At 70.8% G+C, this 24,122-nt stretch carries 24 protein-coding genes, 1 tRNA gene and 1 pseudogene; 17 read left to right on the top strand and 9 right to left on the bottom strand.

Annotated elements, in window-relative coordinates; all coding sequences use genetic code 11:
• Nucleotides 1-8 precede the first annotated feature (8 nt).
• The 5 genes from galU (at nt 9) to ACOKR1_RS15140 (ending at nt 3,529) form a co-directional block, all read left to right on the top strand.
• Nucleotides 9-929 (top strand): UTP--glucose-1-phosphate uridylyltransferase GalU, encoded by a 921-nt coding sequence (gene galU, locus ACOKR1_RS15160; RefSeq protein WP_415857238.1) that lies wholly within the window; start codon nt 9-11, stop codon nt 927-929.
• Between the two features lie 22 nt (nt 930-951).
• Nucleotides 952-1,569, top strand: a complete 618-nt coding sequence (locus ACOKR1_RS15155; protein WP_422933815.1) for a GNAT family N-acetyltransferase — start codon at nt 952-954, stop codon at nt 1,567-1,569.
• A gap of 60 nt (nt 1,570-1,629) precedes the next feature.
• Entirely contained in the window at nt 1,630-2,565 is a 936-nt protein-coding gene (locus ACOKR1_RS15150) for a hypothetical protein (protein WP_422933814.1), read from the top strand.
• Nucleotides 2,566-2,614: 49 nt separating this feature from the next.
• Nucleotides 2,615-3,415 carry an SDR family oxidoreductase gene (locus ACOKR1_RS15145; RefSeq protein WP_422933813.1) on the top strand — a complete coding sequence of 267 codons (801 nt, stop codon included), beginning with the start codon at nt 2,615-2,617 and terminating at the stop codon, nt 3,413-3,415.
• Nucleotides 3,416-3,456: 41 nt separating this feature from the next.
• Nucleotides 3,457-3,529, top strand: a tRNA-Ala gene (locus ACOKR1_RS15140).
• Between the two features lie 70 nt (nt 3,530-3,599).
• Here ACOKR1_RS15140 and ACOKR1_RS15135 read toward each other — a convergent pair.
• Genes ACOKR1_RS15135 through ACOKR1_RS15125 form a run of 3 tightly spaced genes read right to left on the bottom strand, consistent with a single transcriptional unit; the run spans nt 3,600 to nt 5,551 of the window.
• Nucleotides 3,600-4,043: a hypothetical protein gene (locus ACOKR1_RS15135; protein ID WP_422933812.1), complete on the bottom strand. Its 444-nt coding sequence runs from the start codon at nt 4,041-4,043 to the stop codon at nt 3,600-3,602.
• Entirely contained in the window at nt 4,040-5,038 is a 999-nt protein-coding gene (corA, locus tag ACOKR1_RS15130) for a magnesium/cobalt transporter CorA (RefSeq protein WP_422933811.1), read from the bottom strand. The genes ACOKR1_RS15135 and corA overlap by 4 nt, the downstream gene beginning before the upstream one ends.
• Before the next feature lie 36 nt (nt 5,039-5,074).
• On the bottom strand, nt 5,075-5,551 hold the full coding sequence (locus ACOKR1_RS15125) for an Lrp/AsnC family transcriptional regulator (RefSeq protein WP_422933810.1): 477 nt from the start codon (nt 5,549-5,551) through the stop codon (nt 5,075-5,077).
• A 100-nt stretch (nt 5,552-5,651) separates the two neighbouring features.
• On the opposite strand from ACOKR1_RS15125, the gene ACOKR1_RS15120 reads away from it, so the two are divergent.
• Nucleotides 5,652-6,941, top strand: coding sequence for an MFS transporter (locus ACOKR1_RS15120; protein ID WP_422933809.1), 1,290 nt, complete (start codon nt 5,652-5,654; stop codon nt 6,939-6,941).
• 70 nt (nt 6,942-7,011) lie between these two features.
• On the opposite strand, the gene ACOKR1_RS15115 is transcribed toward ACOKR1_RS15120, so the two are convergent.
• Both ACOKR1_RS15115 and ACOKR1_RS15110 read right to left on the bottom strand, forming a co-directional pair.
• Nucleotides 7,012-7,476: an Lrp/AsnC family transcriptional regulator gene (locus ACOKR1_RS15115; RefSeq protein ID WP_422936662.1), complete on the bottom strand. Its 465-nt coding sequence runs from the start codon at nt 7,474-7,476 to the stop codon at nt 7,012-7,014.
• Nucleotides 7,477-7,523: 47 nt separating this feature from the next.
• Nucleotides 7,524-8,822: an MFS transporter gene (locus tag ACOKR1_RS15110; RefSeq protein WP_422933808.1), complete on the bottom strand. Its 1,299-nt coding sequence runs from the start codon at nt 8,820-8,822 to the stop codon at nt 7,524-7,526.
• Nucleotides 8,823-8,922: 100 nt separating this feature from the next.
• On the opposite strand from ACOKR1_RS15110, the pseudogene ACOKR1_RS15105 reads away from it, so the two are divergent.
• Nucleotides 8,923-9,888 (top strand): annotated as a pseudogene (locus ACOKR1_RS15105) (LysR family transcriptional regulator).
• Nucleotides 9,889-10,145: 257 nt separating this feature from the next.
• Here the strand turns inward: ACOKR1_RS15105 and ACOKR1_RS15100 are convergent.
• On the bottom strand, nt 10,146-11,165 hold the full coding sequence (locus ACOKR1_RS15100; protein WP_422933807.1) for a nitronate monooxygenase: 1,020 nt from the start codon (nt 11,163-11,165) through the stop codon (nt 10,146-10,148).
• Nucleotides 11,166-11,274: 109 nt separating this feature from the next.
• On the opposite strand from ACOKR1_RS15100, the gene ACOKR1_RS15095 reads away from it, so the two are divergent.
• The 7 genes from ACOKR1_RS15095 (at nt 11,275) to ACOKR1_RS15065 (ending at nt 17,915) form a co-directional block, all read left to right on the top strand.
• Entirely contained in the window at nt 11,275-12,147 is an 873-nt protein-coding gene (locus tag ACOKR1_RS15095; RefSeq protein ID WP_422936661.1) for an N-acetylglucosamine kinase, read from the top strand.
• 118 nt (nt 12,148-12,265) lie between these two features.
• Nucleotides 12,266-13,393 carry an ABC transporter ATP-binding protein gene (locus ACOKR1_RS15090; RefSeq protein WP_422933806.1) on the top strand — a complete coding sequence of 376 codons (1,128 nt, stop codon included), beginning with the start codon at nt 12,266-12,268 and terminating at the stop codon, nt 13,391-13,393.
• The gene (locus tag ACOKR1_RS15085) at nt 13,393-14,061 is read left to right on the top strand and encodes an ABC transporter permease (RefSeq protein ID WP_422933805.1); all 669 of its coding nucleotides are present in this window, start codon (nt 13,393-13,395) and stop codon (nt 14,059-14,061) included. Before ACOKR1_RS15090 ends, ACOKR1_RS15085 begins: the two co-directional genes overlap by 1 nt.
• Complete coding sequence (locus tag ACOKR1_RS15080) at nt 14,058-14,765, top strand: ABC transporter permease (RefSeq protein WP_415856105.1); 708 nt, start codon at nt 14,058-14,060, stop codon at nt 14,763-14,765. The genes ACOKR1_RS15085 and ACOKR1_RS15080 overlap by 4 nt, the downstream gene beginning before the upstream one ends.
• Nucleotides 14,762-15,718, top strand: a complete 957-nt coding sequence (locus ACOKR1_RS15075; RefSeq protein WP_422933804.1) for an ABC transporter substrate-binding protein — start codon at nt 14,762-14,764, stop codon at nt 15,716-15,718. The genes ACOKR1_RS15080 and ACOKR1_RS15075 overlap by 4 nt, the downstream gene beginning before the upstream one ends.
• An 85-nt stretch (nt 15,719-15,803) precedes the next feature.
• Nucleotides 15,804-17,024: a pyridoxal phosphate-dependent aminotransferase gene (locus ACOKR1_RS15070; RefSeq protein WP_422933803.1), complete on the top strand. Its 1,221-nt coding sequence runs from the start codon at nt 15,804-15,806 to the stop codon at nt 17,022-17,024.
• A gap of 27 nt (nt 17,025-17,051) precedes the next feature.
• Entirely contained in the window at nt 17,052-17,915 is an 864-nt protein-coding gene (locus tag ACOKR1_RS15065; protein WP_422933802.1) for a polyphosphate kinase 2 family protein, read from the top strand.
• Nucleotides 17,916-17,929: 14 nt separating this feature from the next.
• Here the strand turns inward: ACOKR1_RS15065 and ACOKR1_RS15060 are convergent, their stop codons facing one another.
• A complete protein-coding gene (locus ACOKR1_RS15060) occupies nt 17,930-18,175 on the bottom strand; it encodes an exodeoxyribonuclease VII small subunit (RefSeq protein WP_415856101.1) in 246 nt (81 codons plus the stop codon).
• Complete coding sequence (gene xseA / locus ACOKR1_RS15055) at nt 18,168-19,592, bottom strand: exodeoxyribonuclease VII large subunit (protein WP_422933801.1); 1,425 nt, start codon at nt 19,590-19,592, stop codon at nt 18,168-18,170. The genes ACOKR1_RS15060 and xseA overlap by 8 nt, the downstream gene beginning before the upstream one ends.
• Before the next feature lie 90 nt (nt 19,593-19,682).
• Here xseA and ACOKR1_RS15050 point away from each other — a divergent pair, with 90 nt between their 5' ends.
• Together ACOKR1_RS15050 and ACOKR1_RS15045 are read left to right on the top strand one after the other, a co-directional pair.
• Nucleotides 19,683-20,549 carry a hypothetical protein gene (locus ACOKR1_RS15050; protein ID WP_422933800.1) on the top strand — a complete coding sequence of 289 codons (867 nt, stop codon included), beginning with the start codon at nt 19,683-19,685 and terminating at the stop codon, nt 20,547-20,549.
• Nucleotides 20,546-21,631, top strand: coding sequence for a 4-hydroxy-3-methylbut-2-enyl diphosphate reductase (locus tag ACOKR1_RS15045; protein WP_422933799.1), 1,086 nt, complete (start codon nt 20,546-20,548; stop codon nt 21,629-21,631). The genes ACOKR1_RS15050 and ACOKR1_RS15045 overlap by 4 nt, the downstream gene beginning before the upstream one ends.
• On the opposite strand, the gene ACOKR1_RS15040 is transcribed toward ACOKR1_RS15045, so the two are convergent.
• Nucleotides 21,628-22,887 carry a DNA recombination protein RmuC gene (locus tag ACOKR1_RS15040; RefSeq protein WP_422933798.1) on the bottom strand — a complete coding sequence of 420 codons (1,260 nt, stop codon included), beginning with the start codon at nt 22,885-22,887 and terminating at the stop codon, nt 21,628-21,630. The genes ACOKR1_RS15045 and ACOKR1_RS15040 overlap by 4 nt on opposite strands.
• 63 nt (nt 22,888-22,950) lie before the next feature.
• Between ACOKR1_RS15040 and ychF the strand changes: the two genes are divergently transcribed.
• The gene (gene ychF / locus ACOKR1_RS15035) at nt 22,951-24,030 is read left to right on the top strand and encodes a redox-regulated ATPase YchF (RefSeq protein ID WP_422933797.1); all 1,080 of its coding nucleotides are present in this window, start codon (nt 22,951-22,953) and stop codon (nt 24,028-24,030) included.
• Nucleotides 24,031-24,122: the final 92 nt, after the last annotated feature.

Here is a 24,122-nt window from a genome sequence, read left to right as displayed (position 1 = left end):
TGAGCAACGTGTCGACCACGAAGCCAGTCAGGAAAGCTGTCATCCCTGTAGCCGGGCTGGGCACCCGGTTTTTGCCGGTGACGAAGGCCATGCCCAAGGAAATGCTCCCCGTCGTGGACAAGCCCGCCATCCAATATGTGGTCGAGGAAGCCGTCAGCGTGGGCCTCGTTGACATCCTCATGATCACGGGGCGCAACAAGCGCGCGCTCGAGGACCACTTCGACCGGGTTCCGTCGCTTGAGGCTGCATTGGAGCAGAAGGGCGACGAGAAGAAGCTCGCCGCGATCCAGGAGTCGAGCAACCTCGGCGATATCCACTACGTCCGCCAGGGCGACCCCAAGGGCCTCGGGCACGCGGTGCTGTGCGCGCAGCGGCACGTGGGCCAAGAGCCGTTCGCGGTGCTCCTCGGCGACGACCTCATCGACGAGCGGGACGAGCTCCTCGCCGAGATGATCCGCGTCCAGCAGGCCACGGGTGGTTCCGTCGTGGCGCTCATGGAGGTCCCGCGCGAGGCGATCTCGGCCTACGGATGCGCGGATGTGACGGCCGTGGACGGCGAGTCGTTCGTGCAGGTGCACGGCCTCGTCGAGAAGCCGGCGCCGGAGGACGCGCCGTCGAACCTCGCGATCATCGGCAGGTACGTCCTTCACCCCGCGGTGTTCGACGTGCTCAAGGAGACCGCGCCCGGCCGGGGCGGGGAGATCCAGCTGACCGACGCGCTCCAGACACTCGCGGCCCGCGACGGCGAGGGCGGCGGAGTGTACGGGGTCGTGTTCCGCGGCCGCCGCTACGACACCGGCGACAAGCTCAGCTACCTCAAGGCCGTGGTAACGCTCGCCTGCGGGCGCGAGGAATTCGGCGAAGATCTTCGCTCGTGGCTGCGTGAGTTCGTGGTCGACGGGGCGGGCGTGCCCACCGCCGGCGTCTGACGACCACAGGCGTCTGACGACCATGTGGGGGCCGGGCATCTGGCCGGTCTCGCTCGAGTCCGGTGACGTCGGCCTGCGTCCGATCCGGCAGTCCGATCGCCTCGAATGGATGGGGCTGCGGGCCCGGAACGCCGAATGGCTCGCCCCCTGGGAGGCCTCCAACCCTCAGCCGGGCGGGAGCCTTCCGACGTTCCGGCAAATGGTCCGCTCGCTCACGCAGCAGGCCCACGAAGGCTCGGCCCTCCCGTTCGTCATCACCCTCGCCGGCCCCGACGCGCGCAAGCCGCCGATCGTGGGTCAGCTCACCGTTTCCTCGATCGTGTGGGGCTCCGCGCTCATGGCCACGCTCGGCTACTGGGTGGACCACGAGCACGCGGGCCACGGTATCGCCCCGACGGCGGTGGCCCTCGCGACGGACCACTGCTTCTTCTCGCTCGGCTTGCACCGGATGGAGATCAACATCCGTCCCGAGAACAGCCCGAGCCTCCGCGTCGTCGAGAAGCTCGGCTTCCGCTACGAGGGGCTCCGGCCGCGCTACCTGCACATCGCGGGGGAGTGGGCCGACCACGAATCGTTCGCGCTCACCGCGGAGGAGGTTCCCGAGGGGCTCACGGCGCGCTGGCTCGCCTCGCGGGCGTAGTCTGGCGACACACCGGCCGTAATCCGGCTGGCTGAGCGGCTCGCCTCCTACGGTTTTGGTATGGACTTCACTCTCAGCAGCTCGGCGGTGCTCGGCGCGGCCGTGCTGCTGTGGCTCCTGTGGGTGGCTCCCTTCATGCTCCGTCGCCTGCGTCCGGCCGCCGAGGCGGGGGTTCTCCTCGCCGAGGCCGACGGCGGTGCCGAGCCTTCCGTCGCCTGGTCACCCGCACCTCGGGTCGATTCGGGCGGCGAGAGACCCGGGTCGCTTCGACCCCTCGCCCCGCCGCCCGCCAGCGAATCCCCCGAGGAGGGGAAGCCCGTGACCAACCGGACCGAAGCTCCAGCCGCCTTCCGTATTCGTTGGGGCCGCTGCGCCCTCGCGGGGATCGGACTCGGCGGGCTGCTCGTCGCGGTCGTCGGCGGGGTGTTTGCCGGAATCGGCCTCGTGCTCGCGTGGCTGCCGCTCGGTGGGCTCGCGCTCACGGCGTCGAGCGTCGTCGTCCTTCGTCGGCTTGCCGTCGGTGATCGCCGCCGCCGGGCCGCCGCGGCCCGCCTCGCGGCGCGGCCGGCGCCCGAGGCTCAGGTTGAGGCGCCAGCGCCCTTTCGCAGGACGGCCACCGAGGTCTTCGACCACCGCCCCGAGCCCGAGCCGGCCCCAGCGCCCCTGAGCCGGGAGGAGCTGCGCGCGGCCGCCCTTGAGGTCGCCCGCGCGGCGCAAGAGGCCGCCTCGGAGGCTGCGGGCACGGACGGCGCGGAGCACGGTCCCGAGTGGAAGCCCGTCGATCTCCCGAAGCCCTCTTACGTCGAATCCGCGAAGGCCGAGCGAAACGCCCCAGAGCCCCTCGCCGCTCCGGAGCAGCCCAAGCCGGCCACCAAGGTCACGCTCAAGCCCAAGCCGGACGCCACCCCGGCCCCAGGAGTCCCGACGGTTCCGCGCCCCGCCGCCCGCGGTGCCCTCGGCAACCTGGACGCCGTCCTCCAGCGCCGCCGGGCCTAGCCGCCGAGCGGGTTTCCGGGCGCCACGAGGCGCGGGCTAGGCTCGAGCCATGACGGTTCTCCTGGTCGCAGGCGGTACAGGTCAAGCAGGATCCGCTGTGGTCCGCGAAGCGCTCGCGCGGGGCTTCTCGGTCCGCTCCCTCAGCCGCAAGGCACCGCCGCCCAGCGTGGCGCTCGACGGCGTCGAGTATGTGTCAGCGGACGCGGCCACGGGCGAGGGTCTCGCGGCCGCGCTCGATGGGGTGGACGTCGTCGTGGACACCCTCGAGGGCCGCGGGGGCGCCGCCCAGAAACGCTTCGCCGAGGCGGGCCGGAGACTCCTCGCGGCCTCCCACGGCTCAGGGGTCCGGCGCGCGGTCATGGTCTCCGTTGCCCAGTGCGACGAGCTCCCCATCGGGTACTACCGCTCGAAGGCCGCGAAAGAGCTCGTATACCGGGAGGCGAAGCTGCCTACAGCGATTGTCCGCGCCTCCCAGTTCCACTCGCTTCTGGACTCGATCTTCCGCTCCACCGAGCGCCTGCGGATCGTGCCGTCGGTGCGTGCGGCCCGGCTTCAGCCGATCGACGTGCGGGACGTCGCGCGGGCGCTCGTGGACACGGCGTCCGAGGAGTTCTCGGGACACTCGATGCGCACTGTCAGCGGCCCCGAGACGCGGCCGTTGCGGGACTTCGCCGACGAGTGGCGCGAGGCGACGGGATCGCGGGCACGAGTTCTCGAGCTCCCGCTGCCCGGAACGTTCGGTCGATACTTCTCCGAGGAGCGCAATCTTGCGCCCGGAACAGAGTTCGGAACGATCACTTTCAGCGAGTGGCTCGCGGGCCGCGGGGAGGGCCCCGCGAATTTGTTTTGAGGCCCGCACCCCAGTAAGGTTGAACCCGCACCAAGCACCACGGGGTCTTAGCTCAGTTGGTAGAGCGCTTCGTTCGCATCGAAGAGGTCAGGGGTTCAAATCCCCTAGGCTCCACGTTTTTTGCCTGGTTTGAAGGCAAGCAGCGCCCCCGGTCCGAGGACCGGGGGCGCTCTGTTTTCTCCCTTCAGGTTCCCAGATTGCTGGGCGGCATTCCGCTGTCCTCGGCAGTTTCGACTGGGAGAGGCCGCGGGAGCGGGCCAGGGTCGGCGCGGGCGACGACGAGGAGCGGCACGTCCGAGGCGCGCAGAGTCTCGGCGAGGGCGGCGAACGCATCGGCGGCCTCGCGTGGCGCGTCTGCAAGCACCGGCACGCCGCTCACGACCCACAGCGCATGGTGGGGCGCCAGGCCAGCCCAGTCGGCGCCGTCGGCCCCCGCCCGCGCGACGTCGGAGAACGTGAGCCACAGCAGCTCGCCGTCCGCGGCGAGCGCGCGCAGCTCGCCCTTGCCGGCGGGAAGAACGACGGCGGCTCCCGCCGACGGCGCGAAGAGCCCGAACGCCCCGAGCTGAGACGGGGTGCCGGGGACGAGGACCCGGCTCGCGGACCAGCCCGCGTGGGCGACGCTCATAGCCACTGCTTCCGTTTGAAGATGAGCCACATGACGAACGCCAGCACGAACATGATGCCGAAGGCATAGGGGTAGCCGAAGTCCCAGTCGAGTTCCGGCATGGCCCTGAAGTTCATCCCGTAGATGCCCGTCACGAGGGCAGGCGCGAAGAAGATGGCCGCCCACGAGGAGATCCGCTTGACCTGTTCGTTCTGCGCGAGGCCCGTCTCGTTGAGGCGGTTCGACGTGAGCGTGCCGTCGCGGACGAGCGCGTTCTGGAGAAGGTCGCGATAGGCATCGATGCGCGAGATCACCTGCTCGACGTGGTCGCGAACGTCCCGCAGGCTGCGCTGGAGCTCGAGGTCCACGCGTTCCTTCTCGTAGCCGCGCTCGAGCCCCTCGATGAGGTGTCGCAGCGGATGGACGGCCCGCTGGAACTGGATGACCTCGCGGGTGAGCTCGTAGATCCTGCGCGATACTTCGGGGTCTCCCTCGAAGAGCTCGTCCTCGATTTCGTCGACGTCGTGCTCGAGGCCCGTCACGACGGGCGCATAGTCGTCCACGACGCGGTCGAGGAGCGCGTACAGGACCGCATGGGGCCCGCGGGCCAGGAGCGTGGGGTCGGACTCGAGGCGCTTGCGCACTTCGCCGACGCCCGCGGTCTCCGCGTGGCGGATCGTGACCACGAAGTTTGGCCCGGTGAAGATGTGGAGCTCGCCGAACTCGACCGTATCGGTCTCGTCGAGGTAGCGGGCGGGCCGCAGCACGGTGAACAGCACCTCCCCGTACCGCTCGGCCTTGGGCCGCTGGTGGGCGGTGATCGCGTCCTCTACGGCGAGGTCGTGGAGCCGGAACTCGTGCGCGACCTGGGCCATCTCCTCGGGGGTCGGGCGGTAGAGGCCGATCCACGCCATGCTGCCGCCGGTCGCCTCCAGCGTCGCGAACGTCTGCTCGAGACTCTCCGGGTGAGCGGCGCGTTGGCCGTTCAGGTAGACAGCATTGTCGATGATCGTCACGTGGCCATTATGTCTCCGCCGGCCCCGACGCGGTGGTTAGCCGGCGGACTCGATCGATCGCCGCAGGATCGCATCCGCCCGGTAGGCGATGTGCGTGTGGAGGGCCAAGACGGTCTCGGAGCGGATCACCCCGCGGATGCGGAGAACGCTCCGGAGGGCGGCCTGAAGCTCGTGCGTGTCCGACGCCGCGAGGCGGCACCAGATGTCCCCGCGCCCGGAGATCTCGTGGGCCTCGAGGATCGCGGGCACGCGCCGGAGCCCGGCCACGACCGCGTCGAGGTCCCGGTGGACCACCTCGAGGGTCATGAACGCCACGACGTCGTAGCCGATCGCTTCGAGGTTGACCTCGCGGCCTCCGCCGCGCAGGATCTCGGCCCGTTGGAGACGCTTGAGCCGCGACTGAACGGTGTTCCGGGCCACTCCGAGCCGCTCAGCGAGCTCCGCGATCTGGGCGCGCGGGTCCTCGACGAGGGCCAGGACAAGCTTGGTGTCCAACGTATCGAGAACGCTCAATAGTCACTCCCCGGCAACTCTCAGAATCAAATCTGATCATAGCGCTCAGATTCTGGAGAGAAAACTGATCGGAAAGATCACCACGCCTCAGACTGGCGGCATGTCCCTCTTCGCCGAGCTCCGCATGCGCCCCGCCGCCGAGCCCGCCATGTCTGGCCGGGTCGACGCCACAGGCTGGGACGCCTCGCGGACCATGCGCCTCGCCCTGAGCGGTGGCACCCTCTTCGTGCTTCTCATCGGGGCCAACCTCGCGACGCCGCTCTACCCGGCGTTGGCGCAGCGCCTCGGCCTCGGAAGCCTGGGGATCTCGGTTGCGTTCGCGAGTTACGTCGTGAGCCTCGTCGCGGCCCTGCTCGTCGCCGGGCACTGGTCGGATCACATCGGACGACGCGCGGCGCTCACCCTCGCGGTCGTCCTCGGCATCGCGGGCCTCGCCGTCTTCGCGACGGCGAACAGCCTCCTCGCGCTGTGCGTCGGGCGCGCGCTGCATGGTGCCGCCGTCGCGCTCGCCACCGGTGCGAGCTCCGCGGCCCTTCGCGAGCTTCTTCCGCATCGCGTGGGCTGGGCCTCGCGCTTCACGCTGCTCTCGAGCTCGGGCGGCGTGGCCCTCGGCCCGATCGTTGGCGGCGCGCTCGCCGTCGGCCCGGCCCCCACGGAGGTCCCGTTCCTCGCGTGCGGCGTGGCGCTGGCCCTGCTGCTCGTGCCGCTCGTGTTCGTCATGGCGCGCCCGGCGATCCGCCCCGCCGTCGGCACCGCTCGCTCGCGCCTCCTCGCTCCGCGCGGCTTCGGCGTGGGCCAGCGCTCGGCGCGCGGGCCCTTCTGGCGGGCGGCCGCCGTCGGCTTCCTCAGCTACGCCGTCTTCGGCTACTTCCTCTCGCTCGCCCCGGGCTACTTCGCTGCGGTGCTCGGGATCACGTCGCTTCCCGCCGTCGGCGCCCTCGCGGGCCTGGTTCTCGCGGCCTCGGCCGCCGTCCAGCTCGCGGGGCGCGGGTCGGCGCAGCGTGCGCCGGAGGCCGCGGGGCGGACCGTCCGGACAGGCCTCGCGCTGCTCGGGGCGGGCATCCTCGGCGCGGGCTGGGCCGCCTCCGCCGCCAACGCCCCGGTGCTCGTCGCCGCGATCGCGGCGGCCGGCGTGGGTCAGGGGATGGCGTTCCGCGAGCTGTTCCACGGTCTCGCGTCCGCGGTCGCGCCCGAGCGCCACGCGCAGGCCGTGAGCGGCCTCTACGTCGTGACGTATCTGGGCAGCGCCGTCCCGGTAATCGGCATGGGCGTTCTCGCGAGCGCCGTCGGGCTCCCCACGGCGTCGGCCGTCTTCACCACCGCGTGCGCCGTGGCGGCCGCGATCCTCGCGGTGTTCTGCGGCCGCGGTCGCGGCCGGGCGAACCGCTAGGCCCACCTTCCTCGGCCCGCGGCGCCGGTCACTCCGGCAATTGCGCCGGTTACTCGGGCAGCGGCACGAGTTACTCCGGCAGCGGCCCCCGCCCCGGAATCTGCTCGAACACGAGTGTCGTCTCGGTGTGGCCGACCACGGGATCCGTCGTGAGGTTGTCGAGCACCCAGTCACGCAGTTCTTCCGTGCTGCCGACAGCGATGTGCAGGAGATAGTCGATCGCGCCCGAGGTATGGAACGTCGCGAGGACGCCCGGGAGCTGCGGGACGCGGGACGTGAACGAATCGATTTGGTCCCTGTCGTGCGCGCGGAGCCGCACCGAGATGAGCGCCTGCACGCTCCGGCCCACGGCGTTGAGATTCACCTTGGCCTCGTAGCCCGTGATGATGCCACGCTCCGTGAGGGCCCGCGTCCGCATGAGCGCCGTCGACGGGGCGATGCCCACGAGCTCCGCGAGCTGCTTGTTGGTGATGCGGGCGTCCTCGACGAGAGCGGCGAGGATGCGGCGGTCAACGTCGTCGAGCGGTTCGGCCATGGCCACGGCGACTCCCTCCTACGGGTCTGACGGGCGGCCTGCCCATCCTACCGGGCGGAGGAGGCGGCCCCGGTCGCCCGGGCGGGGTCCGACGCAGGATGGACGACGGCGGCGACGGCCGCCGTGGCGAGGGCAAGCGCCGCGACCCCGGCCGCGAGCCATCCCCAGCCGAAGGACTGGAAGACCATCCCGCCGAGCCAGCCGACGAGGCTCGAGCCGGCGTAGTAGCCAAGGTTGTAGAGCGCGGCGGCCTGGGCGCGGCCCGTGGTCGCGAGCGCGCCGGTCCAGCCCGAGCCGAGGCCGTGCGCGGCGAAGAACCCTGCGGTGAGCGCCACGAGCCCCACGAGGATCGCGGGCAGCCAGTCGACGACCGTGAGCAGCGCTCCCGCCGCCATGAGCGCCATGCTCGCCACCACGACACGTCCGCGACCGAATCGCTGGCTGAGCCGTGCGGCGAAGCCCGAGGAGAACGTCCCCGAAAGGTACGCGAGGAAGAGCAGGCTCGTGACGGCCGCGGGGAGCGCAAACGGCGGCAGTTCGAGCCGGAAGCCCAAGAAGTTGTAGATCGCCACGAAGCCGCCCATGAGCGTGAACGCCTGGAAATACAGCGCGAGGAGGCGGCGGTTGCGGAGCTGGGCACCGAGCAGTCGCGCCGCGTCGGTGACGCTAAGACGCAGACCGAGCCGGGCGCCGTCGTCCGTGGCCCGCAGCGGCACGAAACCGTGCTGCCTCGGGGCGAGCGCCACGAACGCCGCGGCCGCGATGGCCCCGAGCACCGAGACGGCAAGGATGGCGGCTCGCCAGCCCCACACATCGGAAAGCGGACCCGCGACGAGGCGGCCGAGGAGCCCCCCGAGCGTGGTCCCCGCCACGTACGTTCCGGCGGCGAGGGCCGCGTGCGGTGTGCTGACCTCCTCCGTGAGGTACGCGACGGCGAGCGCGGGGACCGCGCCGAGCGCCACGCCCTCGAGGCAGCGCAGGGCGAGCAGCGCGCCGATGCCGGGCGCGAACGGCGCGAGGAGGCCGAGGACCGTCGCGCCAGCCACGCCCACCGTCATGGCCGGGACACGGCCGATGCGATCCGCGACGAACGACCACGGGAGGACCGCGAGGGCGAGGCCCAGCGTCGCGAGCGAGACCGTGAGGGCCGCCTGGGCTGCGTCGACGCGGAGGTCCGCGGCGAGGCCGGGGAGGAGCGCCTGAGTCGAGTACAGCTGCGCGAACGTCGCGACCCCGGCGAACGCGAGCGCCGCAAGGAGCCGGCGGTAGCCGGCGCTCCCCTTGGCATGGCCCGTCCACGGTTCGGTGACGGTGGGGGAGGGAACGGGTGCTGCGGCGGTGGTCACGAAACCACGGTAGGAGCCGGAAATCTATGCGTCCAATACATTATGATTCGAAACATATAGCGAATCTGTATGAGAGGGTGTCGTGGACGGAGCCGCGGGGATGGACCAGGGTCGCGTCCAGGCGCTGCACGGGGAGCTCGGGCGGCTCCTGCCCCTCCTGCCCGTGCTCGACGCCGTGGGGCGGACCCGACACGTGACCGCCGCGGCCGATCTCCTCGGGGTGCCGCAGCCCACGGTGAGCCGCGCGCTCGCGCGGGCCGCCGCGATCGTCGGTACCGAGCTCGTGCGGAAGGAGGGGCGCGGCATCCGCCTGACACCGGCCGCGGAGCAGCTCCTGCCCGCGGTTCGGGGCGCGCTCCAGGACCTCCAGCTCGCCCTCGATGAGCTGCACGAGCGGCGGCAGGAGGCGCGCGGCGTCGTGCGCCTGAGCTTCCAGATGACGTTCGGCGAGGCCGCCGTCCCAGCCCTCATTCGCGGGTTCCGTCGCGCGCACCCCGAGGTGCGTTTCGATCTCATCCAGGGGTCCAGGCAGCGGTGCCTCGACGTCCTCACGGCGGGGGACGTGGACCTCAGCATCGTCTCGCCAGTGCCCCAGCCCGGCCGCCAGCTGGACTCCGCGACTCTTTCGGTCTAGCCTCTCCGCCTCGCCGTGCCAGCGGGGCATCGGCTCGCTGGCCACCGCTCCGTGCGCTTCGCAGACGCGGCCGAGGAGCCGTTCGTGGTCCTTGAGCGCGGCTACGGCATGCGCAGCATCATGGACCGGCTGTTCCGCGAGGCGGGTGTGCGGCCCGACATCGCGTTCCAGGGGCAGGACTCGCGCACGCTGCTCGGGCTCGTGAGCGCGGGCCTCGGGGTCGCGCTCGTTCCGCCCTCGCGGGCCACGCATTCGGCCGTGCACGCGCGCGAGCTCGGGTGGGTCGAGGTCGTGCTCGAGGACACGGACGCCGTGCGCGAAATCGGGCTTGTGTGGCCCAAGATCGTCGGCGAACCCCAGCAGGTGCGCCTCTTCCGCGAGTACGTCCTGGCTGAGCCGCCCGACGCCCTCCTCGACGCCTTCGGCATCTGATGGGGCACGGGACCCCTCAAGCGGTGGGACGGGACCCCTCAACGTTGTGGGGTCCCGTCCGGTGGGTTGTGGGGTCCCGTCCGGTGGGTTGTGGGGTCCCGTCCGGTGGGTTGTGGGGTCCCGTCCGGTGGGTTGTGGGGTCCCGTCCGGTGGGTTGCGGGGTCCCGTCCGGTGGGTTGTGGGGTCCCGTCCGGTGGGTTGTGGGGTCCCGTCCGGTGGGTTGCGGGGTCCCGTCCGGTGGGTTGCGGGGTCTCAGGTCACCCCGCGAAGCGGGCGACGACGGCGGCCGCCGGCTCCTCGCGCGCGTCCCGCCAGCCTGTCCCAGCCCAGAGGTTGGTCCCGTGCGGATCCCCGGCCTTGACGGCCGCCGCGCGAAGCGGTGCCGTGAGGTAGTGCACCGCCGGGTAGCCCTCCGGCGCGTCGGCGAACTCGCGCATGAACGCGTTCTCGAGGCCCCGGGCGACCTTCCCGGAGAAGGCGCGCGTCCGGGCGGTCCGGTCAAACATGGAGTCTCCCAGCGCCGCCCGGTGCGTCGCGTTCGTGCCGGCCTCGGGGGTGCGCAGGAACGCAGTGCCGAGCTGGATCGCCGCGGCCCCCGCCGCCCGCGCGGCGTCAGCGCCCGCCGGAGTGCCGATGCCGCCCGCCGCGATGAGGGGAAGGCCGACGGCGTGGCGCACCACCGCGACGAGCTCGCCGAGCGTCCACCCGGCGCGCGCGGGCTCCGGGAGGAACGCCCCAGAGTGCCCTCCGGCGTCGGGGTGCTGCACCACAAGCCCATTGACGCCGAGCTCGGCGGCCGCGCGCGCCTCGCGCGGCCCGGTCACGGTCTGCACGACGAAGGCGCCTGCGGCCCGGAGGCGCGCGACATCGTCCGCCGGGGGAAGCGCGAACGTGAAGGAGACCACGGGCGGCGTGTGGGCGAGGAGGAAATCGAGCTTGGCGGGGTACCCGTCGTCGTCCGCCCAGCGCGGCTCGGGGAGGTCGGCACGGAGCCGCTCGGCGACCGGCCGCAGCCGCTCGCGATACGCGAGGACGGCCGCGCGATCCGCGGGTTCGCCGCCGGGCACGAACAGGTTCACGCCGAAAGGCAGCGCCGTCCCGAGGACCGAGAGCACCTCCGCCGAAAACGCGTCAGGCGACTTGTAGCCCCCGGCGAGGAAGCCGAGGCCCCCGGCCCCGCTCGCCGCAAGCGCCAACTGCGCACGGCTCGGCCCGCCCGCCATGGGCGCCGCGACGACGCCGTTGCCGAACAGTTCCCGAGGCAGGCCAGTGTCCATGCCCAGTACTCTAGGCCGCCAGCCGCGGGGCCAGCACTCAAGGCGGCCAGCCGCGGGGTCCGGCCAGTAGGCTGTGCGGGTGAACACAGCGAGCGCCCCGGTCGGGGCCATGATCGGCCTCGACATCGGGGGCACCAAGACGCGGGGCATCAAGGTCGTCGACGGCGAGGTGGTGGCCGATCGCGAAGCTGGAAGCGCCAACGTTCAGAACGTCACGCCCGAGCAGGCGGCGGCGCATCTCGCCGAGCTCTTCGGCGCGCTCGACGGCGGGGACGCGACCCGCGTGTTCGTGGGCTCGGGCGGGATCGACACCGAGGCCGACGCCGACGCCCTCGCCGCGCTCATTCGCCCGCACGCGCCGAGCGCTGAGATCACCGTGGTCCACGACTCGCGGCTTCTCCTCGCGGCGGGCCACGCCCAGACGGGCGTCGCGGTCATCGCCGGGACGGGTTCCGCTGCGTGGGGAACGAACGACGACGGCGAGGAGGCTCGGGCGGGCGGCTGGGGCTATCTGCTCGGAGACGAGGGGAGCGGCTATTGGCTCGCGCGCGAGGCCGTCCGGTACAGCCTCCACCGCATGAACCTCGGCCTCGAGCCGGACGCGCTCACCGAAGCGCTCCTGACGAGCACGGGGCTCTCGGCTCCCAACGAGCTCATCGCGCACTTCCACGCTCCCGCGACGGGCCGCCGCTACTGGGCGCAGCAGGCGCGCGTCGTCGTCGAGGCGGCGGACGCTGGCCACGCGGGCGCCGGCTTCATGCTCGAATCCGCGGCGCACGACCTTGCGAAAATGGCCGCCCAAGTCGCCCGGCAGCTCGGGATCGACGGTCCGGTGATCCTTGGCAGCGGACTCGGCATGAATGTGGGCAGGCTCCAGGACGGGTTCCGCGCCGCGCTCGCCGAGCTCGGCATCGAAGACGTTCGCGTGCTGGACCGCGATCCGGTGTTCGGCACGATCGATCTCGCCGCGCGGGGTCGATGACGTCTTCGCAGGTGGGGCCCGGAAAAGCAGAGAGCATCCATCCCGTTCCGGTGTCAGGCATCGCTGGTAGGCTCGGCAGAGCCAGAGCAGTACAGGCCTGCCCCCAGCGAGGTTCAGCGTGACCGAAGCGATGATCGAGTTTCGCGAAGTGAGCAAGGTCTACGGTGGGACGACCGCCGTCGACCGTCTGAGCCTGAGCGTGCCGAAGGGTCAGATCACGGTCTTCGTGGGGCCTTCGGGCTGTGGGAAGACGACGTCGCTGCGCATGGTCAACCGGATGGTCGAGCCGACGTCCGGGACCATCACGGTGGACGGCCAGGACGCCGCGGCGCTTCCGGCCGCGAAGCTGCGGCGCTCGATGGGCTACGTCATGCAGGCCGCGGGGCTCATGCCGCACCGCACGGTCGTGGACAACATCGCTACGGTCCCGCGCCTGAACGGGGTGCCGCGCGGCCGGGCGAGGGCCCGCGCGCGGGAGCTGCTCGACGTCGTCGGCCTTCCGCAGGCGCTCGCCTCGCGGTTTCCCGCCCAGCTCTCGGGCGGCCAGCAGCAGCGTGTCGGTGTGGCGCGCGCGCTCGCCGCGGACCCACCGGTGCTCCTCATGGACGAGCCGTTCAGCGCCGTCGACCCCGTGGTGCGGCACGAACTCCAGCAAGAGCTCCTGCGGCTCCAGCGGGACCTCGGCAAGACGATCGTGTTCGTCACGCACGATATCGACGAGGCTGTGCTGCTCGGGGACCGCATCGCGGTGTTCGCCGTGGGCGGCCGCCTCGCGCAGGTGGCCGGGCCGGAGGAGCTACTGCGGGCTCCGGCCGATGACTTCGTGGCGGGCTTCGTGGGCCGCGATCGCGGCTTCCGGCATCTGGGCTTCTTCGACGACGCTGGGCTCGCAGTCGACGGCGCGGCGAGCGTCGGGCGCGCGGAGCTGGGTTCGGTGCGGCTCGAGGAGTGGGCCGTGGTGGTCGACGGCGACCAGCGCCCCGCGGGGTGGGCCTCCCCGAACGCCCCTGGCTCGCTCATGAGCGGCGGATCCCTCCACCGGGCGGGCGGCTCCTTGCGCACGGCGCTCGACGCGGCGCTGTCCTCGCCTTCCGGGCGGGGCGTGGTCGTGGACGACGACGGCCGTTACCTCGGTACGGTCGGCGCCACCGCGGTCATCGCCCAGGCGGACCGACGCCGCGCCCAGGCCCAGCGCGAGCGAGCCTCGCGCGGCGCCGCGGCCGAGGCGGAGGAAGAGGCCGGCTGATGGAGTGGGCGATCGAGAACCTCGGCCGGATCCTCTCGCTGGGTGGCCAGCACCTCATCCTCGCCGTGGTTCCGCTGGCGCTCGGGCTCGTCATCAGCCTCCCGCTCGCGCAGCTCGTGCGGCGCCACCCTGCGTGGCGCACCGTGCTCCTGACCGGGAGCTCGATCCTGTACACGGTGCCCTCGCTCGCGCTCTTCATCATCCTTCCCGTGGTCCTCGGAACGAGGATCCTCGACCCGATCAACGTCATCGTGGCCCTGACCGTGTACGCGGTCGCGCTCCTGGTCCGCTCGGCCCTCGACGCCCTCGACTCAGTGGACGGAGAGCTGAGCCTGGCCGCGCAGGCGCTCGGGCACACGCCCGTCACCCGGTACTTCCAGGTCGATCTGCCCCTCTCGCTTCCGGTCCTCATTGCGGGCCTGCGGGCGATCTCGGTGAGCAACATCTCGCTCGTGAGCGTCGCGGCGCTCGTGGGCATGCCCAACCTCGGGATCTTGTTCACCGAGGGGCTCCAGCGGGACTTCGTGACGGAGATCGTCGTGGGGCTCGTCGCGATCCTCGTCCTCGCGCTCGTCATGGACCTCGCGCTCGTGCTCGTGGGCCGATTCCTCTCGCCGTGGGCCCGCCTCGCGGCGGGCGCCGGGCCCCGGAAGGCGGCGCGCGCATGAGCCTCATCGAACTCACGTGGGCGTGGCTCACGGACCCCGCCAACTGGTCGGGTTACGCCGGGATCCCGACGCGGCTCGGCGAGCACATCTTCTACACGCTCCTCACGGTGGTCATCGCCGCCGCCATCGCCCTGCCGATCGGCGCCTACGTGGGCCACACGGGCCGCGGCCGGGTCGTCGTCGTCGCGCTCGCCGGGGCGCTCCGCGCGGTGCCGACGCTCGGGCTGCTCGTCCTGTTCGTGCTGCTCGCCGGGATCGGCCTCATGCCGCCGATCTGGGCGCTCGTGATCCTCACGGTCCCGCCCATCCTCGCCGGGACCTACGCAGGCATCGCCGCCGTGGACCCCGTGGTCGTCGACGCGGCCCGCGCCCAGGGGATGCGCGAGCACCAGGTGCTCTTCGCCGTCGAACTCCCCAACGCCGTGCCCGTCATCTTCGGCGGCGTCCGCGCCGCCGTGCTGCAGGTCATCGCGACCGCGACCGTCGTCGCGTACACGAACCTCGGCGGGCTCGGCCGCTACATCTTCGACGGGCTCTCCCTCTCCGATTACCCCCAGATGCTCGGGGGCTCCGTGCTCGTCGCGGCGCTCGCGGTCGTCACGGACCTGGTTCTGGGCGCGCTCCTGCGCCTGTTCGGTCCCCGCTCGTCCTCCGCTCGGAAGCTCCCCGCTCCCGAGGCGGTCGCACAGGAAGGAATGTCATGACCAGTCACTTCCCCTCGATTCCGCGTCGACGGGCGGTTACCGCGCTCGTCGCCGGGCTCGGACTCAGTCTCGCTCTGAGCGCGTGCGGAGGCTCGTCCAATCCGCTCAGCACGGGCGGGGGCTCGGCGAGCTCCGGATCCAACAAGGCCCTCGTGATCGGCTCGGCCGACTTCACGGAGAGCCAGATCGTCGCCGAGCTCTACGCCGGGGCGCTCAACGCGGCCGGCGTCCAAGCCACTACGAAGCCCAATATCGGCGCCCGCGAGGTCTACTACAAGGCGGTTCAGGACGGCTCGGTCGACGTCGTCCCCGACTACACGGGCAACCTCCTCCTGTTCCTCGACCAGAAGGCCACCCAGGTTTCTGCCTCGGACATCGCGGGCGCCCTGCCGAACAAGCTCCCGAAGGGCCTCGCGATTCTCGACCCGGCCAAGGCCGAGGACAAGGACGCGATGGTCGTCACGAAGGCCACCGCGACGAAGTACTCGCTCTCGAGCATCGCGGACATGTCCAAGGTCTGCGGTGACCTCGTGATCGGCGCCCCGGCCACGTTCCAGCAGCGCGCCTACGGCCTGCCGGGGCTCAAGGACAAGTACAACTGTGTCCCCAAGCAGTTCCAGTCGTTCAGCGACGGCGGCGGGCCCGTGACGCTCAAGGCCCTCCTGCAGAACGAGATCCAGGTGGCCGACATCTACACCACGACCCCCTCGATCCCGGACAACGACCTCGTGGTGCTCGATGACCCGAAGAACAACTTCATCGCGCAGCAGGTCGTCCCGCTCGCGAACACGGCGAACCTTTCCGACGCCGCGAAGAAGGCTCTCAACGCCGTCTCCGCGAAGCTCACCACGACCGATCTCATCAACCTCAACCGGGCCGTGAGCGGCAACCAGAAGCAGAGCCCGGCCGATGCCGCGAAGGCTTGGCTCAAGGACAAGGGCCTCGCCTCGTAGCGGACCCGCACGGCACGGATGCGTCACACAGGGTGTGAGCGGGATCTCAGGATGACCCGCCCACACCCTGTGGCATTCTTGGTTAATGGCCGAATTCAAGCAGTCTTCCAAGCTTCATAACGTCCTCTACGACATCCGGGGACCGATCTTGGAGGCTGCACAGCAGATGGAGGCCGAGGGCCACAAGATCCTCAAGCTCAACATCGGCAACCCGGCCCCGTTCGGCTTCGAGGCGCCGGACGCGATCCTCGTCGACATGATCCGTCACCTGCCGCACGCCCAGGGCTACAGCGACTCCCGCGGCATCTTCTCCGCGCGCACCGCGGTTTCGCAGTACTACCAGACGCGCGGCATCCAGAACATCGGCGTTGACGACGTCTACCTCGGCAACGGCGTGAGCGAGCTCATCACGATGTCGCTCATGGCTCTCCTCGAGCAGGGCGACGAGATCCTCGTGCCCACCCCCGATTACCCCCTGTGGACGGCGTCCGTCTCGCTCGCGGGCGGCCGGGCCGTGCACTACACGTGCGTCGAGGAGGCGGACTGGGAGCCGGACCTCGAAGACCTCGAAGCGAAGATCACGCCGCGCACCAAGGGCATCGTGGTCATCAACCCGAACAACCCGACGGGTGCGGTGTACTCCGACTCGACGCTGCGCCGGATCGTCGCGCTCGCTGAGCAGCACGGCCTCATCATCTTCGCGGACGAGATCTACGAGAAGATCCTGTACGACGGGCTGACTCACACGAACATGGCGTCGCTCACGGACGAGGACGTCCTGTGCCTCACGTTCAGCGGGCTCTCGAAGGCTTACCGCGTGTGCGGCTACCGCGCCGGCTGGATGGCGATCTCGGGCCCGAAGAAGGCCGCGGCCGACTATCTCGAGGGCATCAATCTGCTCGCGAACATGCGCCTGTGCGCGAACGTCCCCGCGCAGCACGCCATCCAGACCGCGCTCGGTGGCTATCAGAGCATCAAGGACCTCATCCTCCCGGGCGGGCGGTTGCTCGAGCAGCGCAACAAGGCCTACGAGATGCTCAACGCGATGCCCGGCGTCTCGACGCGCCAGGCCAAGGGAGCCCTGTACCTCTTCCCGCGCCTCGATCCCGAGGTCTACCGCATCCGGGACGACGAGCGCTTCGTCCTGGATCTCCTGCGCGACCAGAAGATCCTCCTCTCGCACGGCCGCGCGTTCAACTGGATCGCCCCGGACCACTTCCGCATGGTCACGCTCCCTGCCGTGGCCGACATCGAGGAAGCGCTCGGGCGTATGGGCGAGTTCCTGTCGCGCTACGCCGGGAACTGATTCCGGGACCTGACTCGGAGAGAGGCGATGTCCAAGCGCAAGGCTGGCCACGGCTTCACGGACGCGCCCGAGGACTTCCTCGTCGTCGGGCCCGGATTCTCCCTCGCCGCCGTCGACCCCGGGTCGACGCCCGGATTCTCCGGCGACAAGGCGCTTGGCGAGGAGATCCTCGCCAAGCGGGATCCCCACCTCGCCGATCTGCAGGAGCGGCTCTTCGCCGAAGGCCGCTCCGGGGGCCATCGCTCGCTGCTCCTCGTGCTCCAAGGGATGGACACGGCTGGCAAGGGCGGGATGGTGAGCCACGTCGTCGGAGCGGTGGACGTCCAGGGCGTGCAGCTCGCGGCGTTCCGCGCGCCGACCGAGGAGGAAAAGGGCCACGACTTCCTGTGGCGCATCGAGAAGGAGCTTCCTCGCCCGGGAATGCTCGGCTGCTTCGACCGCTCGCACTACGAGGACGTCCTCATCCACCGGGTGCACGGGTGGGCTGACGAGGCCGAGCTCGAGAGGCGGTATTCCGCGATCCAGGACTTCGAGCGACGGCTCCACGAGGGCGGGACCCGCATCCTCAAGGTCATGCTGCACATCGGCAGGGACGAGCAGAAGCGGCGGCTCGCCTCGCGGCTCGACGACCCCACGAAGTACTGGAAGTACACACCGGGCGACCTCGCGGAGCGGAAGTACTGGGACGACTACATGGACGCGTACCAGATGGCGATCGAGCGGACGAGTGCCGCCTCTGCGCCGTGGTACGTCGTGCCCGCTGACAACAAGTGGTATTCCCGCATGGTCGTCCAGGAGCTGCTCGTCGCGGCACTCGAGCGCATGGACCCGCAGTGGCCCGACGCCGCGTTCGACATCGAGGAGGAGAAGCGGCGGCTCGCCGCGACCTGACCCCCGTGCGACGGCTAGGCGTTGGCCCCGGCCGCGTCCCCTCCCGCGGCGGGTTCGCGGCGCGCGGCGTCGAGCCGTCGGCGAGCGCCGTCGAGCCATTCCTCGCAGCGCTGGGCGAGGGCCTCTCCGCGCTCCCACAGAGCGAGCGACTCTTCGAGGCTCACCCCGCCGGCCTCGAGCTTCGCGACGACCGCGACGAGCTGTTCGCGCGCCTCTTCGTAGCTCAGCTCGGCGAACTCGTCTTTCTGGGTGTCAGCCATGGGCCGTTCCTTCCTGTGCGGATAGCGTCTCAGTCGAGGCCGGATGGTTCCCGGGCAGGGGGAGTGGGCCCTCCGAGCGCGCGGCGAGGGCGCCGCGCGCGAGCCGGACCCTGAGCGGTGTGCCGTGCGGCGCGTCGTCGGGGGAGCGGACGACGGCGGCGGCTGGCCCGTCGAGCAGCTGCACCACCGAGTAGCCCCGGTCGAGCGTCTGCTGGGGCGAGAGGGCGCGGACCTGGGCGCGCAGGTGGCGGACCGCGTCGTGACCCCGCATGATCGCGCCGCTGACGGCGTGGTGGGCGCGCGCGAGGAGCCGCTCGAGGTCCTCGTGCCGCACCTCGAGCATGCGCTCGGGGCGCGCGAGTACGGGGCGGCTGCGCAAGAGCGCGAGCTGCTGCAGCTCGCGGGACACGTGCAGCTCGATCTGGCGTTCGAGCCGCTCGCGGGCCTGCCGCACGCGGGCAAGCTCCTCGGACACCTCTGGAACGATGCGTTTCGCTGCGTCGGTTGGCGTCGACGCCCTCAGGTCTGCGACGTCATCGAGGATCGGGCGGTCGGCCTCGTGCCCGATCGCGCTCACGATCGGCGTCTGGGCTTCGGATACCGCCCGGACAAGGCGCTCGTCGCTGAACGGAAGCAGATCCTCGAGCGAGCCGCCGCCACGGGCGATCACGATGACGTCGACCTCGGCCATCGCGTCGAGCTCCCGCAGCGCGCGGACGACCTCGGCCACCGCGCTCGCGCCCTGAACCGTGACCTCGCGGATCTCGAAGTGGACAGCGGGCCATCGCAGCGCGGCGTTCCGCAGGACGTCCTTCTTCGCGTCCGAGTCGCGGCCCGTCACAAGACCGATGCGATGAGGCAGCAGCGGAAGGCGTTTCTTGCGCGACTCGGCGAACAGACCCTCGGCGCCGAGGGCCTGCCTCAGACGCTCGATGCGGGCCAGCAGGTCGCCGAGCCCGACCGGCCGGATGTCCCGGACCTGCATGTTGAGGCGCCCGGTCTTGAGCCACATCTCCGGCTTGACGAGTGCAACGACGCGGGAACCACGCTCGAGGGGATCCTTGAGCCGGGCCATGACCTGGCTCCACGCGGACCCAGAGAGCGAGATCTCGGCCTCCACGTCCCGAAGGGTGAGGAAAGCGTTGGAGCCGCGGCGATTGAGCTCGATCACCTGGCCCTCGATCCAGACCTGGGGCGACTTGTCGATGTGCTCCTTGAGCTTGCGCGAGAGCAGGGCGAGCGGCCACGGATTGTCCGGCGTCGTGTCTGCAGCGCGCTCGGGGAGCGAGCGGCGCTCCTCGGACCCGCCGGAGGTATCGTCGGTGGCCGCGTCGAGCTGCCCGCTCCCCATCCCGCCGACGTCGACTCGCTCGGCTGATTCGGGCATCGCGTCCCCCTCCCCGGCATCCTGGCTCATGTCCCACATGTATCACGGCCCGCCGACACTCTGAGGGGCGGCGGGCTCGGCGCACTACGATAGGTGCGTTGCCGCCGACCCCGGGAAGCCATGCGTACTTTTGTCTCCGCACTCTCCGTGCTGCTCGCCGTCGTCCTCGCCGCCGTCGCGGCCCCCGCGCTCTGGCTCCAGCAGAACGTGGCCGACGAGGCCGGATTCGTCCGGCTGCTCGATCCGATGGCGCGCGACGCCGATCTCCAGTCGGCGCTCGTGTCGAATCTCGACACGGCCGTGCTCGCGAACTCCGGGATCCCGGCCGTCGCGCGTCCGGTCGCGCAGAAGGCCATTGAGGGCCTTGCCCAAGGGCTCGTCTCCGATCCGGGCTTCCCGCAGGCGTGGACGGACACCCTCCGTGCAAGCCATCAGCTCAACTTCACGCCGGGCACGGCCTCCGCGAACGCGTTCGAGCTCCAGCTTCGGCCGGTGGCGGCGCTCCTCGTGTCGAAGCTCGGCGGGGCCATCGGTGTGACGCTCCCCGTGCCCTCCTCGCTTGTTGTGCAGGTCGGCACGGCGCAGCAGAGATCGTGGGTCACGGGGGCCCAAGACCTCTCCGGGCTTGCGCAGCCGCTCTCGCTCGGCGCGGTCCTCGCCCTCGCACTCGGATTGCTCGCTGCGCGCCACCGAGGCGTTGCCCTCGCGTGGGCGGGTCTGGGGCTCCTCGTCGTTGCCGCCGCGGACGAGTTGACCACCGGGCTCGTCCCCGCAGTCGGCTCGGCCCTCGGGAGCAGCGGCTCGATGTCATCGACGTTCGGCGCGCGCGCCGCCGAGCTGGCAGCCGCGAGCTTCCAACCCTGGATTGGCGGCGTGGCGGTCGCCGGTGCGGCGTTCCTTGTGGTCGGGGCGGTGGTCGGCGCAGCGGGCCGCATCCGACGGCGCCGGACGGACTCGCGAGACCTAGTCGCTAGCATGGAATCATGACGTCCGCTTCCGTGTCCCTGTCTATGCCCGCGGTTCCGCGCCGCCGCCGGTCTCCCGAGGACGTGGCCGGTGCGGCTCCCGTGGCCGGCGGCAAGCGCGTGCTTCTCGCCGCGCCACGCGGCTACTGTGCCGGGGTGGACCGCGCCGTCATCGCGGTCGAGAAGGCGCTCGAGCACTACGGCCCGCCGGTCTATGTCCGCAAGCAGATCGTGCACAACCGCCACGTGGTCGAGACGCTCGAGGAGCGCGGCGCGATCTTCGTGGACGAGACCGATGAGGTTCCCGAGGGAGCCCTTGTGGTGTTCTCCGCCCACGGCGTGAGCCCCGCGGTGGTGCGCTCGGCGGAGGATCGCGGGCTCCGCACGATCGACGCGACGTGCCCGCTCGTCACGAAGGTGCACCGCGAGGCCGTGCGCTTCGCGAAGGACGACTTCGAGATCCTCCTCATCGGACACGTGGGCCACGAGGAGGTCGAGGGCACGTACGGCGAGGCGCCTGAGCACACCCAGGTGGTGAACTCGCCCGAGGAAGCGGACACGATTGAGGTGCGCGACCCCGACAAGCTCATTTGGCTCTCGCAGACCACGCTCTCGGTGGACGAGACGATGGAGACCGTTCGGCGGCTGCGCGAGCGGTTCCCCAACCTGCAGGATCCGCCGAGCGACGACATCTGCTACGCCACTTCGAACCGGCAGGCGGCGATCAAGAAGATCGCGCCGCAGGCCGACCTCGTGATCGTGGTGGGCTCGGCAAACTCATCCAACTCCGTTCGCCTCGTTGAGGTGGCCCTCGAATACGGCGCCAAGAAGGCGTACCGGGTGGACTTCGCGAACGAGGTCGACGAATCGTGGTTCGAGGGCGTCGCGACGATCGGCGTGACGTCCGGTGCCTCCGTGCCGGAGGTCCTCGTGCAGGACGTGCTCCGCCTCGCGTCAGACTACGGCTACGCCGAGGTCGACGAGGTGGTCACGGCCGAGGAGGATATCCTCTTCTCGCTTCCCAAGGAGCTGCGCGCCACGCTCAAAGAGGCGGGCGACGGAAGCCGCGGCCTCGGTGGCCGCGGCCAGCGTCCCAAGGGCTAGCCGACCCTCCGAATCTCCGCGTCGGAGGCGCCGATCGCGAGGCCGTTGTCGCGTAGCTGCTGCTCGTCGAGGAGCTCGCTCGCGCTTAGCACGCGCGGCGTGCTCGACACAGGGGGAGTCTCGGGCAGCGTCTCGGGTGCGCCAGGGTCGAGGGCGCTGATCCGGCGAGCAGTCGGAAGCACCCGCGATTCGAGGGCACCCACGAACGCGTTGTAGCGCTCGACCGAGGCCTTGAGCGAGGACCCGAGCTTCGAGACGTGGCCGCCCATGGTGCCGAGGCGCCCGTAAAGCTGCTGCGAGAGCTCAAAGAGCTCCCGCGCGTTATCCGTAAGCAGCTCTTGCCGCCAGCCGAACGCGACACCCTTGAGCAGTGCGATGAGCGTCGCGGGCGATGCGAGCGCGACGTTCCGAGTGAACGCGTAGTCGAGGAGCCCCGCGTCCTCCGTGAGGGCGGCCGCGAGGAAGGACTCCGCGGGGAGGAAGCACACGACGAGCTCGGGGCTTGCGCCCATCGACTCCCAGTAGCGCTTCGAGCCCAGGGCGTCGATATGGGCGCGAAGCGCCCTCGCGTGGTCCGCGAGGTGCCGAGCGCGCGCCTCGGCCGCGTGAGTGCTCAGGTCCTGGGCCAGCTCCTGGGCCCTGAGGTAGGCCCCGAGGGGGACCTTCGCGTCGACCACGAGCTGCTTGCCCCCGGGCAGGTGCACCACGAGGTCGGGACGGACGCCGCCGCCCTCGCCCACCGCCGAGACCTGCTCGCTGAAGTCCACGCGGTTGAGCATGCCCGCCGCCTCGACGACCCGCCGCAGCTGGACCTCGCCCCACGTTCCCCGCGACGAGTTGTTCGCGAGGGCAGCCGTGAGCGCGTGCGCGCTGCGGAGCAGGGCCGCGTCGGACTCCTGGGCGGTCTGCAGCTGTTGCGCGAGCTGGCCGTACTGCTCGACGCGATCCCGCTCGAGCATCGTGACCTGGCGCTGGACGGCGTTGAGCTTCTCCGCGACCGGGGCGAGCGCCTGGAGGACCGTGTTCTCCTGCTCGTCGAGGCTCGTCAGCGCGAGATTCTGGCGCGCGAGCAGCTCGCGCTCGGCCGTCGCGGCAGCGAGCTGAGCCTCGGTCTGGGCGAGGCGTGCCTGCAGCGCGGGGTGGGCGGCGCCGTCGTTCGCCGCGCGGCGACGGGCCAACGCGTAGCCGGCCACGGCGCCGATGAGGAGGGCGAGGAGGGCGACGAGCACCGTCACGAGAGTCTGTGTTCCGTCCATGCGACCACCTTGGCACGGGGGTCCGACATTTTCGGCGATGGGCCCCCGGTATGATGGATGACCGTGGCTCTCACTATCGGCATCGTCGGCCTTCCCAACGTCGGAAAGTCGACGCTCTTCAATGCGCTGACGCGCAACCAGGTCCTTGCGGCGAACTATCCGTTCGCCACGATCGAGCCGAACGTCGGCGTCGTGAGCCTTCCCGATCCGCGCCTTGCGCAGCTCGCCAAGATCTTCGGCTCCGAGCGCATCCTGCCGGCGACCGTCTCCTTCGTGGACATTGCCGGCATCGTCAAGGGGGCGTCCGAGGGCGAGGGCCTCGGCAACCAGTTCCTTGCCAACATCCGCGAGGCCCAGGCCATCGCCCAGGTGGTCCGCGTCTTCGACGATCCGGACGTCGTGCACGTCGACGGTCGCGTCGATCCGCGCTCGGACATCGAGACGATCCACACCGAGCTCATCCTCGCCGACCTCCAGACCATCGAGAAGGCGCTTCCGCGCGTCGAAAAAGAGGTCAAGAACAAGAAGCGGGACGCCGCCGAGCTCGCTGCCATGCAGGCCGCACAGAAGGTCCTCGAGCGCGGCGTGACGATCATTGCGGCCGCCGAGAAGCTCGACATGGCGGCCCTCAAGGAGCTCAACCTCCTCACGTCCAAGCCGTTCATCTACGTGTTCAACGCCGACGAGGGCGTGCTCGGCGACCCCGCGAAGCAGGACGAGCTGCGTGCCCTCGTGGCCCCCGCCGACTGCATCTTCCTCGACGCCAAGCTCGAGGCCGATCTCGTGGAGCTCTCCGAGGAGGAGGCCCGCGAGATGCTCGAGATGAACGGCCAGGACGAGTCAGGCCTCGACCAGTTGGCGCGCGTCGGCTTCCACACCCTGGGGCTCCAGACCTACCTGACGGCGGGCCCGAAGGAGACCCGGGCGTGGACGATCCATCGCGGCGACACCGCGCCTCAGGCCGCCGGCGTGATCCACACCGACTTCCAGCGAGGCTTCATCAAGGCCGAGGTGGTCCACTTCGGGGACCTCGTCGACGCGGGCTCGATGAGCGAGGCGAAGTCCCGCGGCAAGGTCCGGATCGAGGGCAAGGACTACGTGATGGCTGACGGCGACGTGGTGGAGTTCCGCTTCAACGTCTAGGTCAGGGGAAGAAGTGAGCGCCCCAAGGGTTCTCGGAGGGCTCGCGGCAAGTGGGTTCGCCGAGTCACCCTTGACGTCGGAAAGGCTGTCAG

This window comes from Sinomonas sp. P47F7, assembly GCF_049332655.1.
Lineage (GTDB): Bacteria > Actinomycetota > Actinomycetes > Actinomycetales > Micrococcaceae > Sinomonas.
The sequence above is the reverse complement of the archived record's forward strand: the minus strand, read 5'-3'. Positions and strand labels throughout refer to the sequence as shown.